Source organism: Flavobacterium flavigenum (assembly GCF_027111255.2).
Lineage (GTDB): Bacteria > Bacteroidota > Bacteroidia > Flavobacteriales > Flavobacteriaceae > Flavobacterium > Flavobacterium flavigenum.
The window spans coordinates 3,286,396-3,302,799 of sequence record NZ_CP114285.2 but is presented as its reverse complement, the minus strand read 5'-3'; the positions used below and the strand labels follow the sequence as shown (position 1 = coordinate 3,302,799).

The following is a 16,404-nucleotide window of genomic DNA, read 5'->3' as shown; positions in this document are numbered from 1 at the left end:
CAATTAATTATAAAAATAAAAAAATCCACCGGTAATCAGGTGGATTTTTAAATATGTGTTTTAAAAACTATTCTATTTCAGAAACTCTCATGGTATTTACCATTCCTTTGTCTTTAATTGGCATTGCAGCAAGATTAATTAAATAATCTCCTTTTACAGCATAACCTTTTTCTACAGCAATTTTATTTACATCAGTTACTGTATCATCAGTACTGCTTTCATTATCATAGAAGAATGATTTAACTCCCCATAATAAATTTAATTGCGTTAAAATCCTTTTGTTTGAAGTAAATACCAGTATATGTGCAGAGGATGGTCTCCAGGCAGAAATTTGGAAAGCAGTATAACCGCTATTTGTAAGTGTACAGATTGCTTTTGCCTGAATTGTGTTGGCCATCATAGCCGCCTGTTGACAAATTGTTTTAGTAATAAAACGTTTTGTTTTGATTTGAGGTGTATTTTGAGGTACATGGATAAGCGGAGAATCTTCAACAGCTTCACAAATCTGCGTCATTCTCTGAATTACCTGTACCGGATAATTTCCAGTAGCAGTTTCTCCAGATAACATCACAGCATCAGCTCCGTCCATTACTGAATTCGCAACGTCATTAACTTCAGCTCTTGTTGGAGTTAGACTTGTAATCATTGTTTCCATCATTTGCGTAGCAACGATAACAGGAATTCTGGCAGTTTTTGCTCTGCGAATTAAGTCTTTTTGAACTAATGGCACTTCATGAGCAGGAAGTTCAACTCCTAAATCCCCACGAGCTACCATCAAACCATCGCAATAAGCTACAATTCTATCCATATTCTCAAGAGCTTCCGGCATTTCAATTTTAGCAATAATTGGAATTTTAACTTCCGAATGTTTTGCAATTAACTCCTGTAAGTCTTGCAAATCACGAGGTGTTTTCACAAACGAAAGTGCTATCCAGTCTACTTTTTGCTCAATAGCAAAAATGGCATCTGCAATATCTTTTTCAGTTAAAGCTGGTAATGAAATTTTAGTGTTTGGAAGATTCACTCCTTTTTTAGATTTCAATTCCCCACCCTGAATTACCTTTGCAACAACTTCAGTTTTTTTATCTGTTGAAACAATTTCAAAAATCAATTTACCATCATCAAGTAAAATTCGCTCGCCAACATTTACATCATTTGGGAAATTTTGATATTTCATGAATGCCTTTTTTGCATTTCCGACAATATCTTCAGCAGTTGTAAAAGTGATTAAATCACCATCATTAACTACAGTCCCTTCTTCCATTACACCAACTCTAAGTTTTGGCCCTTGCAAATCCCCTAGAATTGCTGTAGTGTAACCAAATTCTTCGTTTAGTCCTCTAATAATATTTATTTTCTCTTTTACTCCTTCATAGTCAGCATGCGAAAAATTGATTCTAAATACATTAACCCCTGCATCGATCATGTCTTTAATGATCTCTCTCGTACTACATGCAGGCCCAAGTGTAGCTACAATTTTGGTTTTTTTGTTTGTAAGCATTTCTTTAAAAAATTAAATTGTTTTTTGATTTTATTTTATTGATATCTACAGCATAAATAGCCGCGATACTCTCAATTGTATTTAGCTTTTGCTGTATTTCTGAAAAGTTTATAGCCTCACCGCTATTATCGATTTTCAGGAAAAAATCTACTTTTTTGAATTCAGGAAGTAAATGAATTGTTGTTGAAATCTCACTATTTTCATTAGAAAACAAATTCTGAAAATCATTTTTACTCACAGAAATGATTTCATTTTTATTCTGAATCAAGTTCCACGAAATGGCTTTCTCGGTATCATAGTAATAGAATCTTGAAAAATTTGTCTCACCTTCCTTAGTCTGAGCATGAATCTCGTTTTTGCTCTTACTTAAGTTTATCGGAAGTTTTTTATTTATAAAATAGGCTAATCTATAATCTTCTAAAGAAGTATGGATTGCCATTAAATAATAATCAATCTCGTCAAATTCGTCTAAATCCAATCTATGAACAGCCATGTCATGAAATATCAAGCTGTAAATATACTATTTCTATCGTAGCTTAAATAGTTAACTACAGTATGTTTTTATTAATTTATAAACGAAAACGTTATAGCATTAAGAATATTACACTACTTTTTGCATTATTTCTTATCCATTTTTTCCTGAAATGCAAAATAAGCCCTTTGTGATGCTTTCTCTTCTGCCTTCTTTTTCGAAGTAGCTCGTGCCCTTGCAATAATTTTATCGTCTATGCTTAATTTAACCCCAAATAAGCGTTGCCCGTCAATGCCGTTATCTTCAAAAATATCATAATGAAAGACTTTCTTTTCCTTCTGACACCATTCAATAACCAAACTTTTATAACTGATTACTTTTCCTTCAAGCCGGGCAATATCGACATACGGTATAATCACCCTGTTTTGAATAAATTTTTCACAAAAAGAATATCCACGATCTAAATAAATTGCACCTATAAGTGCTTCGAAAATATTTCCATGAATATTTTCACCAAAATGCTGGATAGGTACTTTACTCTCTACAAATCGTACTAAATTTAAATCTTTACCTAATTCGTTTAAGTGTTCCCTGCTCACAATTTTAGAGCGCATTTTGGTTAAATAACCCTCATCTCCGTTAGGCGCTTTATTATACAAATGCGCAGCTATGACCGAGCTCAACATAGCATCTCCCAGAAACTCAAGTCGCTCATAATTAATTGGATTTCCTGATTCATCCAATTTATTAGAAGAGCGATGCGTAAAAGCTTTTCTGTAAAATCCAAGCGAAACTGGCTGAAAACCAAGAATTTTCTGAATAGTGTCAAAAAAAATCCCGTCTTCTTGAGAACGGGATTTTGAAAATATTTTTTTGATAATATTCATATACAGAAATTAGTCAGCTAATTTTTTAAACAATACACAGGCATTATGTCCTCCAAAACCAAAAGTATTACTCATAGCAACATTTACTTCTCTTTTTTGAGGCTTATTTAAGGTAAGATTTAATGATGGATCAATGTTTTCATCCACCACAGTATGATTTATTGTTGGAGGGACAATACTGTGTTTCATTGCTAAAATAGAAGCAATAGCTTCGATAGCCCCTGCAGCACCAAGTAAATGTCCTGTCATTGATTTTGTTGAATTTATATTGATATTTTTAGCATGTTCACCAAAAACATTACTAATAGCTTTTAACTCAGCTACGTCACCAAGAGGAGTTGAAGTTCCGTGTGTGTTGATATGATCAACATCTTCAGGGTTCATTCCGGCATCTCTTAAAGTATTTTTCATTACTGCAATAACACCAATTCCCTCCGGATGTGGAGCTGTTAAATGGTAAGCATCAGATGACATTCCGCCGCCGCCAATTTCGCAATAAATTTTTGCTCCTCTGGCTTTTGCATGTTCATATTCTTCAAGAACCAAAGCTCCTGCGCCTTCACCTAAAACAAAACCATCTCTTGTGGCATCAAAAGGTCTTGAAGCTGTTTCCGGACTTTCGTTTCTTGTTGAAAGAGCATGCATTGAACTAAAACCTCCCATACCAGCAATTGTAACTGCGGCTTCAGAACCACCGGATACAATAACATCACACATCCCTAAACGAATATAGTTGAAAGCATCAATTAAAGCATTTGCAGAAGAAGCACAAGCCGAAACGGTAGTATAATTAGGTCCCATATAACCATTACGCATAGAAATATGTGCCGGTGCAATATCAGCGATCATTTTAGGAATAAAGAAAGGATTGAATTTTGGAGTTCCGTCACCTTTTGCATAGTACATTACTTCATCCTGGAAAGTTTCTAAACCTCCAATTCCTGCTCCCCAGATAACTCCTACTCTTTGTTTGTCGATATTTTCGTCTGTTAATCCCGCATCTTTAATAGCTTCATCACTCGCAGCAATTGCATACTGAGCAAATTTATCTAATCTACGAGATTCTTTACGGTCCATATAATCCTCAATATTGAAGTTTTTTACTTCACAGGCAAACTTAGTTTTATGTTTCTCTGTATCGTAATACGTTATTGGGGCAGCACCGCTAACTCCATTAATAAGTGCATCCCAATACTCCTGGATATTATTTCCGATAGGAGTAAGAGCACCTAATCCTGTTACAACAACTCGCTTTAATGCCATAAATATGTGTTTTGTATCTTAAACAAATAAAACCCATGATTTCTTAACTGTATTGTTACTTAAGAGCCATGGGAATTACAATATAAATATATCTTTTGGATTGAAAATCAATCGAAATTTTAATTTTTTTTAAAATAATAACACCCGAATTCTAATTAAATCAGAATCGGGTGTGATATTATTATTTTTTAGCTTCCTCGATATAAGAAATAGCTTGACCAACAGTAGCAATGTTTTCTGCTTGATCGTCTGGAATTTGAATATCAAATTCTTTTTCGAATTCCATAATAAGCTCAACAGTGTCTAATGAGTCAGCTCCTAAATCATTAGTGAAGCTTGCTTCTGTTACAACTTCGTTTTCGTCAACACCTAATTTGTCTACGATAATCGCTTTTACTCTTGATGCAATGTCTGACATAATCTTTAATTTTAGAATTTAATTTGTTGGCAAAAATAAAAAACTTTATTTTAAAACAACTATTTAGTTAATAAATGTGTTACTAATTTATAAAATTAATTTCAAGAAAGGTGTTTCAATACTATTTATTTTGATTTTTTATTCCGTTTTTTGCATTCTCAAAATAAATTTGATTATGAAAAAAATTATCGTTTTTGCTTCAGGTTCAGGAAGTAACGCAGAAAATATTATTACATACTTTAAAAAAACCGAAATCGCAAGAGTTGTTTCCATCTTTACAAATAACGCCAATGCAAAAGTCATTGAAAGGGCAGAAAAACATCAAATTCCAGTCGAAATCTTCTCAAAAAACGAACTTTTAGAACATAATATCTTACAAAAAATACAAAAAATCGATCCGGATTTGATCGTCCTGGCTGGTTTTTTACTCAAATTCCCTGAAAATATAATTGAACAATACCCTCATAAAATAATCAATATACATCCTGCACTTTTACCCAATTACGGAGGCAAAGGCATGTACGGGATGCATATACACAGGGCGATAGTTAATAATAAGGAAAAAGAAACCGGAATATCAATTCATTATGTAAATGAGCATTACGATGAAGGGGCTATTATCTTTCAGGCAAATGTGGCTTTAACAGACGAAGACACTGCAGAAACCGTTGCAGAGAAGATTCATGAACTGGAGCAAAAACATTTTCCGGGAATTATTCAGACCATATTAGAACAATAAATTGTTTTAGATTGTTAGACTTCTTAGATTTTAAGAGTCTGAAAATCCAAATCTGAAAAATCTAAATTCTAATATCTAAGATGTCTAAATGAATCACGAAGTACATATATATACAGACGGTGCCGCAAAAGGAAATCCAGGAAATGGAGGTTACGGGGTAGTAATGGAACTCGTTGGGACTCCGCATAAAAAAGAATTCTACGAAGGTTTTCGTCTCACTACTAATAACAGAATGGAACTTCTGGCTGTAATTGTGGGATTAGAAAAACTCAAAAAGCCAAACATGAAAGTCCTTGTAATTTCGGATTCTAAATATGTGGTAGATTCTGTTGAAAAAAAATGGGTTTTAGGCTGGGAGAAAAAAGGTTTTGCTGGAAGAAAAAATGCGGATCTCTGGAAACGGTTTTTAATTATTTACCGCAAACATCAGGTCAATTTTAAATGGATTAAAGGCCACAACAATCACCCTCAAAACGAACGCTGTGACCAACTGGCCGTAATGGCATCGATGCAACCAAAGCTTTCTGTAGATTCTTTTTATGAAACAACCGATTCAAAACTGATATAAAATTAAAAACGTATCGAAAATCAAATCCCGATACGTTTTTAATACTAATTTAAAATTTTTATTGCTCTTTATCTAAATCTTTAGCAGTTCCAAATCCTACCAATAAGCCAACTCCCGACATTATAAAGATAATGGAAGGATAAACCACATCATCTTCTAAAGAGGTATATGTTGTGATTAATAACGCAATAAAAATTCCGACACCGCTTCCTATTAATAAGAAAGCCAGATTCACAACAAATACTTTCCATGCCGGAACACCTCTATTTTTTCCTTCTAAAAAAATACTGGCATCGACACCTTTTTCAATAAGTGCTAATCGTTCTCTGTTTCGTGTTGAATAAATAAGGTATACGATTCCGAAAATCATCAGAAAAAAAGTGATTGGGATTAAAATTTCTGCATTCATAATTTTATATTTTAATTGATTGATACTCCATAGGACGACACCTTTTAAATTAAGGTTACAAGAATTTAGGAATAAATTCCAAATTCTATACCTATTATATATATAAAAGTGGTGTTTGGACTCTGGTGAAGCAATTTTAATATTGGAATTTTATTTTTTTATAAATTCGATGTAACCTTTGAAGACAAATTGTCGTCCTATATAATATGAGTACAATAAGCGATCAACATTATATTGATAGAATTCTGCAGGGCGAAACAAATTCATTTGCCGTGCTGGTTGATCGTTATAAAGACATGATTTTTACTTTGGCGCTGAAAATGGTTAAAAACAGAGAAGAAGCAGAAGAAGTTGCTCAGGATACTTTTATCAAAATATATAATTCTTTAGGCAAGTTTAAGGGGGATTCTAAATTTTCGACCTGGATTTATAAAATCGCTTACAACACCTGTTTAGATCGTCTGAAAAAAAATAAAAAAGAGGACAACAATATTTCGATAGATGAATTTTCCGCTCATTTAATCAAAACGATGGACAATGCTTTGAGCGCTTTAGAAGACAAAGAGCGGAAGCAAACCATTCAAAATTGTTTAAATTTGTTACCAAGTGAAGAAAATTTCCTGTTGACTTTATTTTATTTTGAAGATCAGAGTTTAGAAGAAATTGGAAAAATCATGAATATTAATGCTAATAATGTCAAGGTAAAATTATTCAGGTGCCGACAGAAATTAGCCGTAATTTTGAGACAGCAGTTAGAACCAGAAACAATACAATGTTATGAAAGAGAGCGATAAAAACTTAGAAAACCTTATTGATAAAATAATGGCTGAAGAAAAACTGCAGTCACCATCAATAGATTTTACTTCTAAAATAATGGCGAAAGTTCTAATTTTGGAAGAGAAAAAACAAAAAACATACAAACCATTGATTTCTAAATCGGTCTGGGTTTCAATCGGAATCGCTTTAGCTCTATTAGTGGTTTACACTTCTCTTTTTTCAGTTTCCGAAAGCACTCTTAAAATTGACGAAATCGGAAAATTATATTCTAACAAAATTACTTCAGTATTCACCGGAGTTCATTTTTCTAAAAATATCCTGTATGCTATTTTAATAATTCCTTTTATGGTTTTGGTTCAGGTTGGGGTTTTGAAGAATTATTTTGACAAAAAGTATCAGGTGTAAATTATCTAAACGCATCTACTCTTTTTTCAACATAATCTTTACCAAGATAACAATCTCTGCTCATGTCATATTTATTTTTATACAACAGATAAGTTATTGTAAGATATTCTTCTGATTTTATAATTGATTTATTAAGTTCTAAAGCTACTTTTCTACTTGATAATTTAGAATACTTCTTTAAAAATTCATGAAATCCTAAATCTGAATATTCTTTCTTGATTTTGGAGTTTAATTTAAATCGTCTAGGATAATTTGGATGTTTAAACATTTTTTTTTCTACTACGAATCCATTATTCAAAACAGCATTTAAAAATTCTTTAAAAGATTTAAACTTTGTATAATAATCTTTTTTGTAAAAGAAAAACAATTCATTTTCATTTAGTATAACAACTTCATCGTTATTTGTCAAAAGATATACATCTGAAAATGATATTGGAGGTGGTGGTAATGATTCCGTATTATTTTTTAACTCTCCTCGTTCTGATAAGATTTCAATCATTTCTTTAGAAAAAGCAGGCTCTTTTTTTTCGCAGGAAAACAAAAAGCAAAACAACAATAAAGTCAAAATTTTATTCATCATATAAAATCATATATAAACAAATCTAATTAAAAATATTTACAAAATATAAGTTGCATTTTAAATCCGGAAAACCTATTATAAGCCTTCAGAAAAACAATTTTAACCAATTCATTTACAAGAGTTTTACTTAGAAATCATCGTTATTATTTTATGAAAACTTTGAGATTACAAACCGTTGCAATATTGTAACTTATAAAGTATCTTTGCACCTTAAATTCGAAATTCATAAAATGAATAAATTATTGATTGTTGGAACAGTTGCTTTCGACGCGATTGAAACTCCTTTCGGAAAAACAGACAAAATATTAGGCGGTGCTGCAACATACATTGGTTTATCAGCATCCTTTTTCAACCTGCAATCGGCCATAGTTTCTGTAGTTGGCGACGATTTTCCTCAAAAGCATTTAGATTTATTGACTTCAAAAAATATTGATATCTCTGGTATCGAAATTGTAAAAGGAGGAAAAACCTTTTTCTGGAGCGGCTTATATCACAACGATCTGAATTCAAGAGACACACTGGTAACTGAGTTGAACGTTTTAGCTGATTTTCAGCCAAAAGTTCCTCAAAACTTTAAAGATGCTGATGTGGTGATGTTAGGAAATTTACATCCATTAGTACAAAGCAGTGTTTTGGATCAAATGGAGAAAAAACCAAAGCTAGTGGTTTTAGACACCATGAACTTCTGGATGGACTGCGCTCTTCCAGAATTATTAGACGTTATTAAGCGTGTGGATGTCATCACAATTAATGACGAAGAAGCAAGACAGCTCTCAGGTGAATATTCATTAGTAAAAGCTGCTGCTAAAATCCAGGAAATGGGACCAAAATACGTGGTGATCAAAAAAGGAGAACACGGCGCACTTTTATTCCATAACAGAGAAGTTTTCTTTGCACCGGCTTTACCTTTAGAAGAAGTTTTTGACCCAACAGGAGCTGGAGATACTTTTGCAGGCGGTTTCTCTGGCTTTATTGCGCAAAGCGAAAACATCTCTTTCGGAAACATGAAAAACGCAATTATTTACGGTTCAAATTTAGCTTCGTTCTGCGTAGAAAAATTTGGAACAGAGAGGATGGAAACATTAAGTAAAGCAGAAGTAGCGATTCGATTACAGCAATTTAAGTCGTTAACTCAGTTTGACATAGAAATATAATGCCTAAGAGCCTCGATAAAACGGGGCTTTTTTATTACGTTAATACACACAACTTACAACAACACAAATACAAAACAAAATGAGCGACGCTTTAAAACACGAATGTGGTATAGCCTTAGTCAGACTTCTTAAACCGCTTGAATATTACAAAGAGAAATACGGAACTGCTTTTTACGGAATCCAGAAGATGTATTTGATGATGGAAAAACAGCACAACCGTGGTCAGGATGGTGCCGGTTTTGCAAGCATCAAATTAGATGTAGAACCTGGCGAACGTTACATCAGCAGGGTTCGTTCAAACCACTCACAGCCTATACAGGACGTTTTTAAACAAATCAATGATCGTATCAGTGAAGAACTGAAAGCAAATCCTGAACTAGGGGATAATATGAAAGAATTAAAAACAAGTATTCCTTATGTTGGGGAATTGTTTTTAGGACATGTTCGTTATGGAACTTTCGGAAAAAACAGCATCGAAAGCGTTCACCCTTTTTTACGTCAAAGCAACTGGATGCACCGTAATCTGATTTTGGCAGGAAACTTTAATATGACGAATGTTAAAGAGCTTTTCCAAAATCTGGTTGAACTGGGTCAGCATCCAAAAGAAATGGCCGATACTGTTACTGTAATGGAAAAAATTGGTCACTTTCTGGATAAAGAAGTAATGCAATTATATCAGGACTGTAAAGCAGAAGGCTATTCAAAAAGAGAAGCTTCACCGGTAATTGCAGAGCGTTTGGATATTGCTAAAATCTTAGCCCGTTCAGCTAAAAATTTAGATGGAGGTTATGCTATGGCCGGATTATTAGGTCATGGAGATGCTTTTGTATTTAGAGATCCGGCAGGGATTCGTCCGGCTTATTTCTATCAGGATGACGAAGTAGTTGTTGTAGCTTCTGAAAGGCCTGTTATTCAGACTGTATTTAATGTTCCTTTCGAAAGTGTTCAGGAAATCGATCCGGGGAATGCTCTGATCATCAAGAAAAACGGAAACGTTTCAATGAAACAAATTTTAGAACCAACGGTTAAAAAGGCCTGTTCGTTCGAAAGAATATATTTTTCAAGAGGAAGCGATGCTGAAATTTACCAGGAGCGTAAAAATTTAGGTAAATTAATTTTACCTGCTGTCCTTAAAGCAATTGACAATGATACAGATAATACTGTTTTCTCTTACATACCAAATACAGCTGAAACCTCTTTTTATGGTTTAGTTGAAGCGGCTCAGGATTTCTTAAATCAGAGAAAAAACAATTATATCTTAGAAAACAGAAATACACTTACAGCCGAAACCCTCCAGGAATTGCTTTCTGTAAAAATACGTACAGAAAAAGTTGCCATAAAGGATGCTAAACTCAGAACTTTTATTACAGAAGACAGCAGTCGTGATGATTTAGTAGCTCACGTTTACGATGTTACTTACGGAGTAATTAAGCCCGAAGATAATCTGGTAATTATTGACGATAGTATTGTTCGTGGTACGACATTAAAAATGAGTATCATTAAAATGATGGATCGATTGAAACCAAAACGTATTGTGATTGTTTCTTCTGCCCCACAAATTCGTTACCCGGATTGTTATGGAATTGATATGGCAAAACTAGAAGGTCTTGTTGCTTTTAGAGCTGCTTTAGATTTACTGAAGGAAAGAAATTTATATCACATAGTTGATGAAGTATATGCTAAATGTAAAGCTCAGGAAAATTTTGCTGATACCGATATTGTAAATTATGTAACCGCAATTTATAATCAATTTACACCGGAAGAAATTTCAGACAGGATTGCAGAAATGTTAAGTTCTCCTGAGATTAATGCTGAAGTGAAAATTATATTCCAAAAAGTAGATGATCTACATATTGCCTGTCCGAAAAATCTTGGAGATTGGTATTTCACCGGAGATTATCCAACACCAGGCGGAAATCGTGTGGTAAACAGAGCATTTATTAACTTTTATGAAGGAAAAAACGCAAGGGCATACTAAATAAAAAGTTAAAAAATGCATTTCATCGGATTTTTTTGCATTTCATCCTTTTTTTTTGGGAAAACTGCAATGCTGATATATCTTTGAGAGACCATAACATTAGTAGGTTAAGTTTATGGTAGATTTGGGGCAAAAAAGGTGGGAGAAATCTCACCTTTTTTATTGGAATAAACTTAAGTTAAAAAAACAATCATTTAATCGGATATTTATTGCCGTTCATCCTGATTGTTGAAAAAAATAATATACCCATATCGAGTTTTCCAATCTTCCAATTTTGAATAAATTGAATTTTAAAGTAGATTTGGTCAAAAAACAGAAAAAATCTTCAAATAATTTAATCGGATATTATTGCCTTTAATCCGAATGTAACAATAAATAAAACCCGATTAATTCAAAATGAACTAATCGGGTTTTATTTTTATTTGAAAAAAGATTACTTTTCTAAAGCAAATCTCCTTGCCACTTCTGTCCAGTTGATTACACTGAAGAAAGCTTCAATATAATCTGGTCTTCTGTTTTGGTAGTTTAAATAGTAAGCATGCTCCCAAACATCCATTCCTAAAATTGGAGTTCCACCGCAGCCAACTTCCGGCATTAATGGGTTGTCCTGATTAGGAGTTCCGCAAACTTCTAATTTTCCTCCTTTTTGAACACATAACCAAGCCCATCCAGAACCAAATTGTGTTGCTCCGGCTTTAGCAAATTTCGCTTTAAACTCTTCGAAAGTTCCAAAAGAAGCCTCAATTGCAGCTAACAAATCGCCTGTTGGCAATCCGCCTCCATTTGGAGACATCACAGTCCAGAATAAATTGTGGTTGTAAAAACCTCCGCCATTGTTACGAACTGCAGCGTTTGATTTATCTAAGTTGATTAAGATATTTTCAATTGTTTTTCCTTCTAAATCTGTTCCTGCAATGGCAGCATTTAGGTTTGTTGTGTATGCATTATGATGTTTAGTATGGTGGATTTCCATTGTACGCGCATCAATATGTGGTTCTAATGCGTCATATGCATAAGGTAATTGTGGTAATTCAAAAGCCATGATATATGATTTTATGATTTATATTAATTTATCCAAATTTAAACATTTAACTTTGTAATAGAAAATACTATTTCGTTATAATTCAATTTAATTAATTGATAATTTGGCTTTTTAAGGCATAAATACTTGTAAATCTTTATTTTCCGTTAAAAGTTGTCATTGTATTTTCTAATCCTGCCGTACCGAAAGATTTTATAATTTCAGACGCAACTTCTAATCTTTCCGGTAATTTTGCTTTTTCTTCTTCATCCCATTCCCCTAAAACATAATCGACCTGTTGTCCTTTTTTGAACTGATCACTGATGCCAAACCTAAAACGGGTATATTGCTGTGTATTTAACGCAAGATTTATGTTTTTAAGTCCGTTGTGACCTCCGTCGCTTCCTTTTGGCTTGATTCGGATGGTTCCGAAAGATAAGTTTAAATCATCTGTAATGACCAGAATATTTTCTAACGGAATATTTTCTTTGTCCATCCAGTATTTTACGGCCTTACCGCTAAGGTTCATGTACGTATTTGGCTTAAGCAGCAACAATGTTCTTCCCTTAAACTTATACTCAGCTAAAGCTCCTAATTTTACGGTTTCGAAAGAAAGGCTTTCCTTTCTGGCTAAAAAATCCAAAACTTTGAATCCGATGTTATGTCTTGTATTTACATATTCGGCTCCGATATTTCCTAATCCTACGATTAAATATTTTTTACTCACGCTTTTTATATTATTTTTTTGGTGTTCGTGAACCTCTGCTTTGATGTTATCTTCTTTGTTCTCTTCTTTTGATGTTGATGAAAACAGGCTATTTATCCATTTTATCATGTTTGCAAAAGTAAGGTTAATTGGGGAATTAGGAAATGTGTCAATTAGATAATTTGAAAATTAGATAATTGATTTCTGCATGGCTTATTTAATCAAAATTCGCTATAAAAGGGTTCCCGCAGATTTTGCAGATGAAGCAGATTTTTTTCAATCCTAAAAACTTATGAAAAAGATATTTCTGGCTAGCCCTGACAGCAGCGGTATCCTTTTTCCGGCTTCTTTAGCCGGGAAAAGATTTAGCGGATGGCAGGAACGTCACGTCTTGAAAAACCTGAAATTTCTGCTCTTAAAAAACAATTAGATAATTTGGGAATGTGGGAATTAAGCAATTATTTTTTTGCGCAACGTTTGACTTTGCTCATCCTGACATATGGAAACTTAGAGCCTTAGCAACTCAGAACCTTTAAAACAAAAAAAGCACCAACCTTTCGATTGATGCTTTTTGTATGATTGAAAAAAAATTATTTTTTCTTTCCTTTTGCAGGCGCTTTTGCAGCTTTTGCAGCTTCCTGAGCAGCTTTCATAGCAGCACGAGAAATTCTTACCTGAGCTACAACCGTGTTGTCCGGGTGCATAATTTTGTATTCCGGAGCACCAACTTTAGTAACATATAATTTGTTACCCATTTCAAGTGGCGTGATATCAGCTTCAACAAAATCAGGAAGATTTTTAGGCAAAGCTTTTACTTTTAATTTACGAGTGTTTAAACGTAAAACACCTCCCGCAAGAACACCTTTAGATGTACCAACGATTTTCACAGGAACTTCCATTGTGATTTCTTTGTCATCAAATAACTGGAAGAAGTCGATGTGTAAAATTTTGTCAGTTACAGGGTGAACCTGGATGTCCTGCAAAATTGCATTGAATGATTTTCCTTTTCCAAGCTCAATCACAACTGTGTGTGCGTTTGGAGTGTAAACCAAGTTTTTGAAAGCCGCAGCTTCTGCTGAGAAGTGTACTGCCTGATTTCCTCCGTATAACACGCAAGGAACCGCTCCAGCATTACGTAAGGCTTTAGTTGACACTTTGCCCACGCTTTCTCTTTCTGATCCTTTAATTGTAATTGATTTCATTGTAAAAAAATATAGTTATTAAAAAAATATTCTAATTCGTTATGTAGTTAAACTACATTATAAATTTTCCACTTATGGAATTGTTGTGGTGCACCATGTGCATAACTTCTGCAAAAAGAGGTGCACAACTCACTACTCTGATTTTCTTTGATTCTTTTTTTAACGGAATTGAATCTGTAACGATTAATTCTGTTAGTTTCGAGTTTTCAATTTTCTCGTATGCCCCTCCTGATAATATTGGGTGCGTACAAATTGCTCTTACGCTTAACGCTCCTTTTTCGATCATAAGATCTGCAGCTTTCGCTAAAGTACCTCCTGTATCGATCATATCATCCACTAAGACTACATTACGTCCTTTTACATCACCAATCAGCTCCATAGTATCGATAACATTGGCTGCTTTTCTTTGTTTATAACAGATAACTACATCAGATTCTAAAAACTTAGAATATGCATAGGCTCTTTTTGAACCTCCCATGTCCGGTGATGCAATCGTTAAATTTTCAAGGCCTAAACTTTCTACATAAGGTAAAAAGATGGTTGAAGCAAATAAATGATCTACCGGTTTTTCAAAGAAGCCCTGGATCTGGTCTGCGTGCAAATCCATCGTCATTACTCTTGTCGCTCCCGCAGCACTTAATAGATTTGCTACTAATTTTGCTCCAATCGGAACTCTTGGCTTGTCTTTTCTATCCTGTCTTGCCCAGCCAAAATAAGGCATTACAGCTGTAATATGTCTTGCAGATGCACGTTTTGCAGCATCAATCATCAATAACAATTCCATCAAATTATCGGCTGTTGGAAAAGTTGAACAAACGATAAAAACCCGCAAACCTCTTATTGACTCTTCGTAAGACGGTTGGAATTCACCATCGCTATACGTTGACATCGTTACTTTTCCTAACGGAATTCCGTACTCTTTTGCAATTTTTTCTGCAAGATAAACACTTTGTGAACAAGCAAAAATTTTAGCTTCTGGTTCTAGGTGCGACATTATAATTTGTTGTTTTATTCCTTGGTTTCTGCGGAGTTCCGGCTAAATTTATTTTTTAGCCAAATTCCTGTATCTGCCTCGGATGTAGTTAGTTGTGTGTGCTTCGTTTTAACGAGGTGCAAATTTAGAAAATTTATTGGAGACTGAAAGGAAATTTTCGAGTATTTTTAGTAGAACTTTTAATTTTATTTTTTACATTTGCACCGTGTTAAAGGAATAAGCCTATTATAGCTTATTCTATTGCGTTAAAATAATCAAATTCTGATTGTTTTTCGTCTGCTAAGCCCGGATGGCGGAATTGGTAGACGCGCTGGTCTCAAACACCTGTGGGAAACCGTGCCGGTTCGACTCCGGCTCCGGGTACATTAACGGAAAAGCTGTCATTTTTGACGGCTTTTTCTTTTTTAAGCACTTCTGAACTCCTACTATCCTTAGTTAAAACCTCAATTACCTCATTCATTTTACTGGTTCGAAAATTTTATTTTAAAAAAGAACACATTCCATACCTCAAATGCAGCATTTTAAACGACTTTAATAACAGTTAAGCGTCAAAACAAATACAAACAAAACATAATAAATACCTTTACTATATAATTTCAATACAGCTCTCAACTTTATTTTAATTATCATGAAAACCCATACAATACATTTTATAGTATTTGCAGGTGTTTTTTCATTGAATTGTTTTGGTCAGGTAAGTCAGGTAATCACCAATCCAGACGTTCGTAAAGCACCATTAAAGTTTGACGACAAGTCCAAAGAAGATCTTGTTATAGAATCGTATTGTGTAGAACAAGTAATTAACCTTGCTATCGAAAAAAATAGAATCACAACATACGAAGTCTCAAAACTCAACATGGTTAATGCCTACGATCCGGGATCTAACAACACCATAACGGTAACCGCAATATACAAAAAGGCATACGTTAAAGAAACGAAACCTATAACACCCACAAAAACTGTAATAATTGAAACCGATAAAACCATTCAACCCATTACAATCCAGACCACAGTTCCCACACAAAGCAAAAAATCTATAACCGTAGATATCTTAAGTACATATGCAAATGTTCTGGACAAAGGCTACAAATCTGCAGACATGCTTAAAAAGGTTGCCGATAAATTTTATTTTGAAAATAATTTCGAAGCTGCCGCCAAATACTACCTGGAATTATTTAGTGTTGAAGAAAATTCAGAACCAGTATTTTATTTACGATGTGCCAAATCCCTAAAAGCAATCAACCAGCCAGAAAAATCAGAAGAAATAACAAAACTCTTTGAAAGTAAAAATACAACTCTTGCAATGACCAAAAAATAGAATAGGTCCGAA

The 16,404-nt window shown here is 33.8% G+C and carries 19 protein-coding genes and 1 tRNA gene; 9 read left to right on the top strand and 11 right to left on the bottom strand.

Annotated features, from left to right (window positions below; translation table 11 throughout):
• Positions 1–67 precede the first annotated feature (67 nt).
• The 5 genes from pyk to OZP09_RS13590 form a co-directional block, all read right to left on the bottom strand.
• Positions 68–1,501 carry a pyruvate kinase gene (gene pyk, locus OZP09_RS13610; RefSeq protein WP_269234280.1) on the bottom strand — a complete coding sequence of 478 codons (1,434 nt, stop codon included), beginning with the start codon at positions 1,499–1,501 and terminating at the stop codon, positions 68–70.
• Between the two features lie 4 nt (positions 1,502–1,505).
• A complete protein-coding gene (locus OZP09_RS13605; RefSeq protein WP_269234279.1) occupies positions 1,506–1,994 on the bottom strand; it encodes an IPExxxVDY family protein in 489 nt (162 codons plus the stop codon).
• Between the two features lie 125 nt (positions 1,995–2,119).
• Positions 2,120–2,860: a ribonuclease III gene (gene rnc, locus OZP09_RS13600; protein WP_025571042.1), complete on the bottom strand. Its 741-nt coding sequence runs from the start codon at positions 2,858–2,860 to the stop codon at positions 2,120–2,122.
• Between the two features lie 9 nt (positions 2,861–2,869).
• The gene (fabF, locus tag OZP09_RS13595; RefSeq protein ID WP_025571040.1) at positions 2,870–4,123 is read right to left on the bottom strand and encodes a beta-ketoacyl-ACP synthase II; all 1,254 of its coding nucleotides are present in this window, start codon (positions 4,121–4,123) and stop codon (positions 2,870–2,872) included.
• A gap of 181 nt (positions 4,124–4,304) precedes the next feature.
• Positions 4,305–4,541, bottom strand: coding sequence for an acyl carrier protein (locus OZP09_RS13590; RefSeq protein ID WP_007137004.1), 237 nt, complete (start codon positions 4,539–4,541; stop codon positions 4,305–4,307).
• Between the two features lie 175 nt (positions 4,542–4,716).
• Between OZP09_RS13590 and purN the strand changes: the two genes are divergently transcribed.
• Together purN and rnhA are read left to right on the top strand one after the other, a co-directional pair.
• Entirely contained in the window at positions 4,717–5,280 is a 564-nt protein-coding gene (gene purN, locus OZP09_RS13585; protein WP_281309529.1) for a phosphoribosylglycinamide formyltransferase, read from the top strand.
• A gap of 88 nt (positions 5,281–5,368) precedes the next feature.
• The gene (rnhA, locus tag OZP09_RS13580) at positions 5,369–5,848 is read left to right on the top strand and encodes a ribonuclease HI (protein WP_269234277.1); all 480 of its coding nucleotides are present in this window, start codon (positions 5,369–5,371) and stop codon (positions 5,846–5,848) included.
• A gap of 58 nt (positions 5,849–5,906) precedes the next feature.
• Here the strand turns inward: rnhA and OZP09_RS13575 are convergent, their stop codons facing one another.
• Complete coding sequence (locus tag OZP09_RS13575; RefSeq protein ID WP_281309528.1) at positions 5,907–6,257, bottom strand: DUF6249 domain-containing protein; 351 nt, start codon at positions 6,255–6,257, stop codon at positions 5,907–5,909.
• Between the two features lie 206 nt (positions 6,258–6,463).
• Here OZP09_RS13575 and OZP09_RS13570 point away from each other — a divergent pair, with 206 nt between their 5' ends.
• Both OZP09_RS13570 and OZP09_RS13565 read left to right on the top strand, forming a co-directional pair.
• Positions 6,464–7,051, top strand: a complete 588-nt coding sequence (locus OZP09_RS13570) for an RNA polymerase sigma factor (protein ID WP_281309527.1) — start codon at positions 6,464–6,466, stop codon at positions 7,049–7,051.
• Positions 7,035–7,439 (top strand): hypothetical protein, encoded by a 405-nt coding sequence (locus OZP09_RS13565; protein WP_269234275.1) that lies wholly within the window; start codon positions 7,035–7,037, stop codon positions 7,437–7,439. Before OZP09_RS13570 ends, OZP09_RS13565 begins: the two co-directional genes overlap by 17 nt.
• 1 nt (position 7,440) lies before the next feature.
• On the opposite strand, the gene OZP09_RS13560 is transcribed toward OZP09_RS13565, so the two are convergent.
• On the bottom strand, positions 7,441–8,019 hold the full coding sequence (locus OZP09_RS13560) for a hypothetical protein (protein WP_281309526.1): 579 nt from the start codon (positions 8,017–8,019) through the stop codon (positions 7,441–7,443).
• A 230-nt stretch (positions 8,020–8,249) separates the two neighbouring features.
• Here OZP09_RS13560 and OZP09_RS13555 point away from each other — a divergent pair, with 230 nt between their 5' ends.
• Entirely contained in the window at positions 8,250–9,173 is a 924-nt protein-coding gene (locus OZP09_RS13555) for a PfkB family carbohydrate kinase (protein ID WP_269234273.1), read from the top strand.
• 79 nt (positions 9,174–9,252) lie between these two features.
• Positions 9,253–11,151: an amidophosphoribosyltransferase gene (locus tag OZP09_RS13550; protein WP_269234271.1), complete on the top strand. Its 1,899-nt coding sequence runs from the start codon at positions 9,253–9,255 to the stop codon at positions 11,149–11,151.
• 433 nt (positions 11,152–11,584) lie between these two features.
• On the opposite strand, the gene OZP09_RS13545 is transcribed toward OZP09_RS13550, so the two are convergent.
• Both OZP09_RS13545 and pth read right to left on the bottom strand, forming a co-directional pair.
• Positions 11,585–12,193 (bottom strand): superoxide dismutase, encoded by a 609-nt coding sequence (locus OZP09_RS13545; RefSeq protein ID WP_269234269.1) that lies wholly within the window; start codon positions 12,191–12,193, stop codon positions 11,585–11,587.
• Between the two features lie 136 nt (positions 12,194–12,329).
• A complete protein-coding gene (pth, locus tag OZP09_RS13540) occupies positions 12,330–13,007 on the bottom strand; it encodes an aminoacyl-tRNA hydrolase (RefSeq protein WP_269234267.1) in 678 nt (225 codons plus the stop codon).
• 163 nt (positions 13,008–13,170) lie between these two features.
• Between pth and OZP09_RS13535 the strand changes: the two genes are divergently transcribed.
• A complete protein-coding gene (locus tag OZP09_RS13535) occupies positions 13,171–13,308 on the top strand; it encodes a hypothetical protein (RefSeq protein WP_281309525.1) in 138 nt (45 codons plus the stop codon).
• A gap of 160 nt (positions 13,309–13,468) precedes the next feature.
• Here the strand turns inward: OZP09_RS13535 and OZP09_RS13530 are convergent, their stop codons facing one another.
• Positions 13,469–14,080, bottom strand: coding sequence for a 50S ribosomal protein L25/general stress protein Ctc (locus tag OZP09_RS13530; protein ID WP_269234264.1), 612 nt, complete (start codon positions 14,078–14,080; stop codon positions 13,469–13,471).
• Between the two features lie 52 nt (positions 14,081–14,132).
• Positions 14,133–15,074 (bottom strand): ribose-phosphate pyrophosphokinase, encoded by a 942-nt coding sequence (locus OZP09_RS13525; protein WP_269234262.1) that lies wholly within the window; start codon positions 15,072–15,074, stop codon positions 14,133–14,135.
• Positions 15,075–15,357: 283 nt separating this feature from the next.
• Here OZP09_RS13525 and OZP09_RS13520 point away from each other — a divergent pair.
• Both OZP09_RS13520 and OZP09_RS13515 read left to right on the top strand, forming a co-directional pair.
• Positions 15,358–15,437: transfer RNA gene (locus OZP09_RS13520), tRNA-Leu, on the top strand.
• Positions 15,438–15,702: 265 nt separating this feature from the next.
• A complete protein-coding gene (locus OZP09_RS13515; protein ID WP_269234260.1) occupies positions 15,703–16,392 on the top strand; it encodes a hypothetical protein in 690 nt (229 codons plus the stop codon).
• Positions 16,393–16,404: the final 12 nt, after the last annotated feature.

What these genes read in the sequence shown, in the direction of transcription:
- OZP09_RS13570 (WP_281309527.1), top strand. Translation starts at nt 6,464, where the DNA reads ATGAGTACAATAAGCGATCAACATTATATTGATAGAATTCTGCAGGGC.
- OZP09_RS13515 (WP_269234260.1), top strand. Translation starts at nt 15,703, where the DNA reads ATGAAAACCCATACAATACATTTTATAGTATTTGCAGGTGTTTTTTCA.
- rnhA (WP_269234277.1), top strand. Translation starts at nt 5,369, where the DNA reads ATGAATCACGAAGTACATATATATACAGACGGTGCCGCAAAAGGAAAT.
- OZP09_RS13545 (WP_269234269.1), bottom strand. Translation starts at nt 12,193, where the DNA reads ATGGCTTTTGAATTACCACAATTACCTTATGCATATGACGCATTAGAA.
- purN (WP_281309529.1), top strand. Translation starts at nt 4,717, where the DNA reads ATGAAAAAAATTATCGTTTTTGCTTCAGGTTCAGGAAGTAACGCAGAA.
- OZP09_RS13550 (WP_269234271.1), top strand. Translation starts at nt 9,253, where the DNA reads ATGAGCGACGCTTTAAAACACGAATGTGGTATAGCCTTAGTCAGACTT.
- OZP09_RS13525 (WP_269234262.1), bottom strand. Translation starts at nt 15,074, where the DNA reads ATGTCGCACCTAGAACCAGAAGCTAAAATTTTTGCTTGTTCACAAAGT.
- rnc (WP_025571042.1), bottom strand. Translation starts at nt 2,860, where the DNA reads ATGAATATTATCAAAAAAATATTTTCAAAATCCCGTTCTCAAGAAGAC.
- OZP09_RS13575 (WP_281309528.1), bottom strand. Translation starts at nt 6,257, where the DNA reads ATGAATGCAGAAATTTTAATCCCAATCACTTTTTTTCTGATGATTTTC.
- OZP09_RS13590 (WP_007137004.1), bottom strand. Translation starts at nt 4,541, where the DNA reads ATGTCAGACATTGCATCAAGAGTAAAAGCGATTATCGTAGACAAATTA.
- OZP09_RS13530 (WP_269234264.1), bottom strand. Translation starts at nt 14,080, where the DNA reads ATGAAATCAATTACAATTAAAGGATCAGAAAGAGAAAGCGTGGGCAAA.
- pth (WP_269234267.1), bottom strand. Translation starts at nt 13,007, where the DNA reads ATGATAAAATGGATAAATAGCCTGTTTTCATCAACATCAAAAGAAGAG.
- OZP09_RS13555 (WP_269234273.1), top strand. Translation starts at nt 8,250, where the DNA reads ATGAATAAATTATTGATTGTTGGAACAGTTGCTTTCGACGCGATTGAA.
- pyk (WP_269234280.1), bottom strand. Translation starts at nt 1,501, where the DNA reads ATGCTTACAAACAAAAAAACCAAAATTGTAGCTACACTTGGGCCTGCA.
- OZP09_RS13535 (WP_281309525.1), top strand. Translation starts at nt 13,171, where the DNA reads ATGAAAAAGATATTTCTGGCTAGCCCTGACAGCAGCGGTATCCTTTTT.
- OZP09_RS13565 (WP_269234275.1), top strand. Translation starts at nt 7,035, where the DNA reads ATGAAAGAGAGCGATAAAAACTTAGAAAACCTTATTGATAAAATAATG.
- fabF (WP_025571040.1), bottom strand. Translation starts at nt 4,123, where the DNA reads ATGGCATTAAAGCGAGTTGTTGTAACAGGATTAGGTGCTCTTACTCCT.
- OZP09_RS13605 (WP_269234279.1), bottom strand. Translation starts at nt 1,994, where the DNA reads ATGGCTGTTCATAGATTGGATTTAGACGAATTTGACGAGATTGATTAT.
- OZP09_RS13560 (WP_281309526.1), bottom strand. Translation starts at nt 8,019, where the DNA reads ATGATGAATAAAATTTTGACTTTATTGTTGTTTTGCTTTTTGTTTTCC.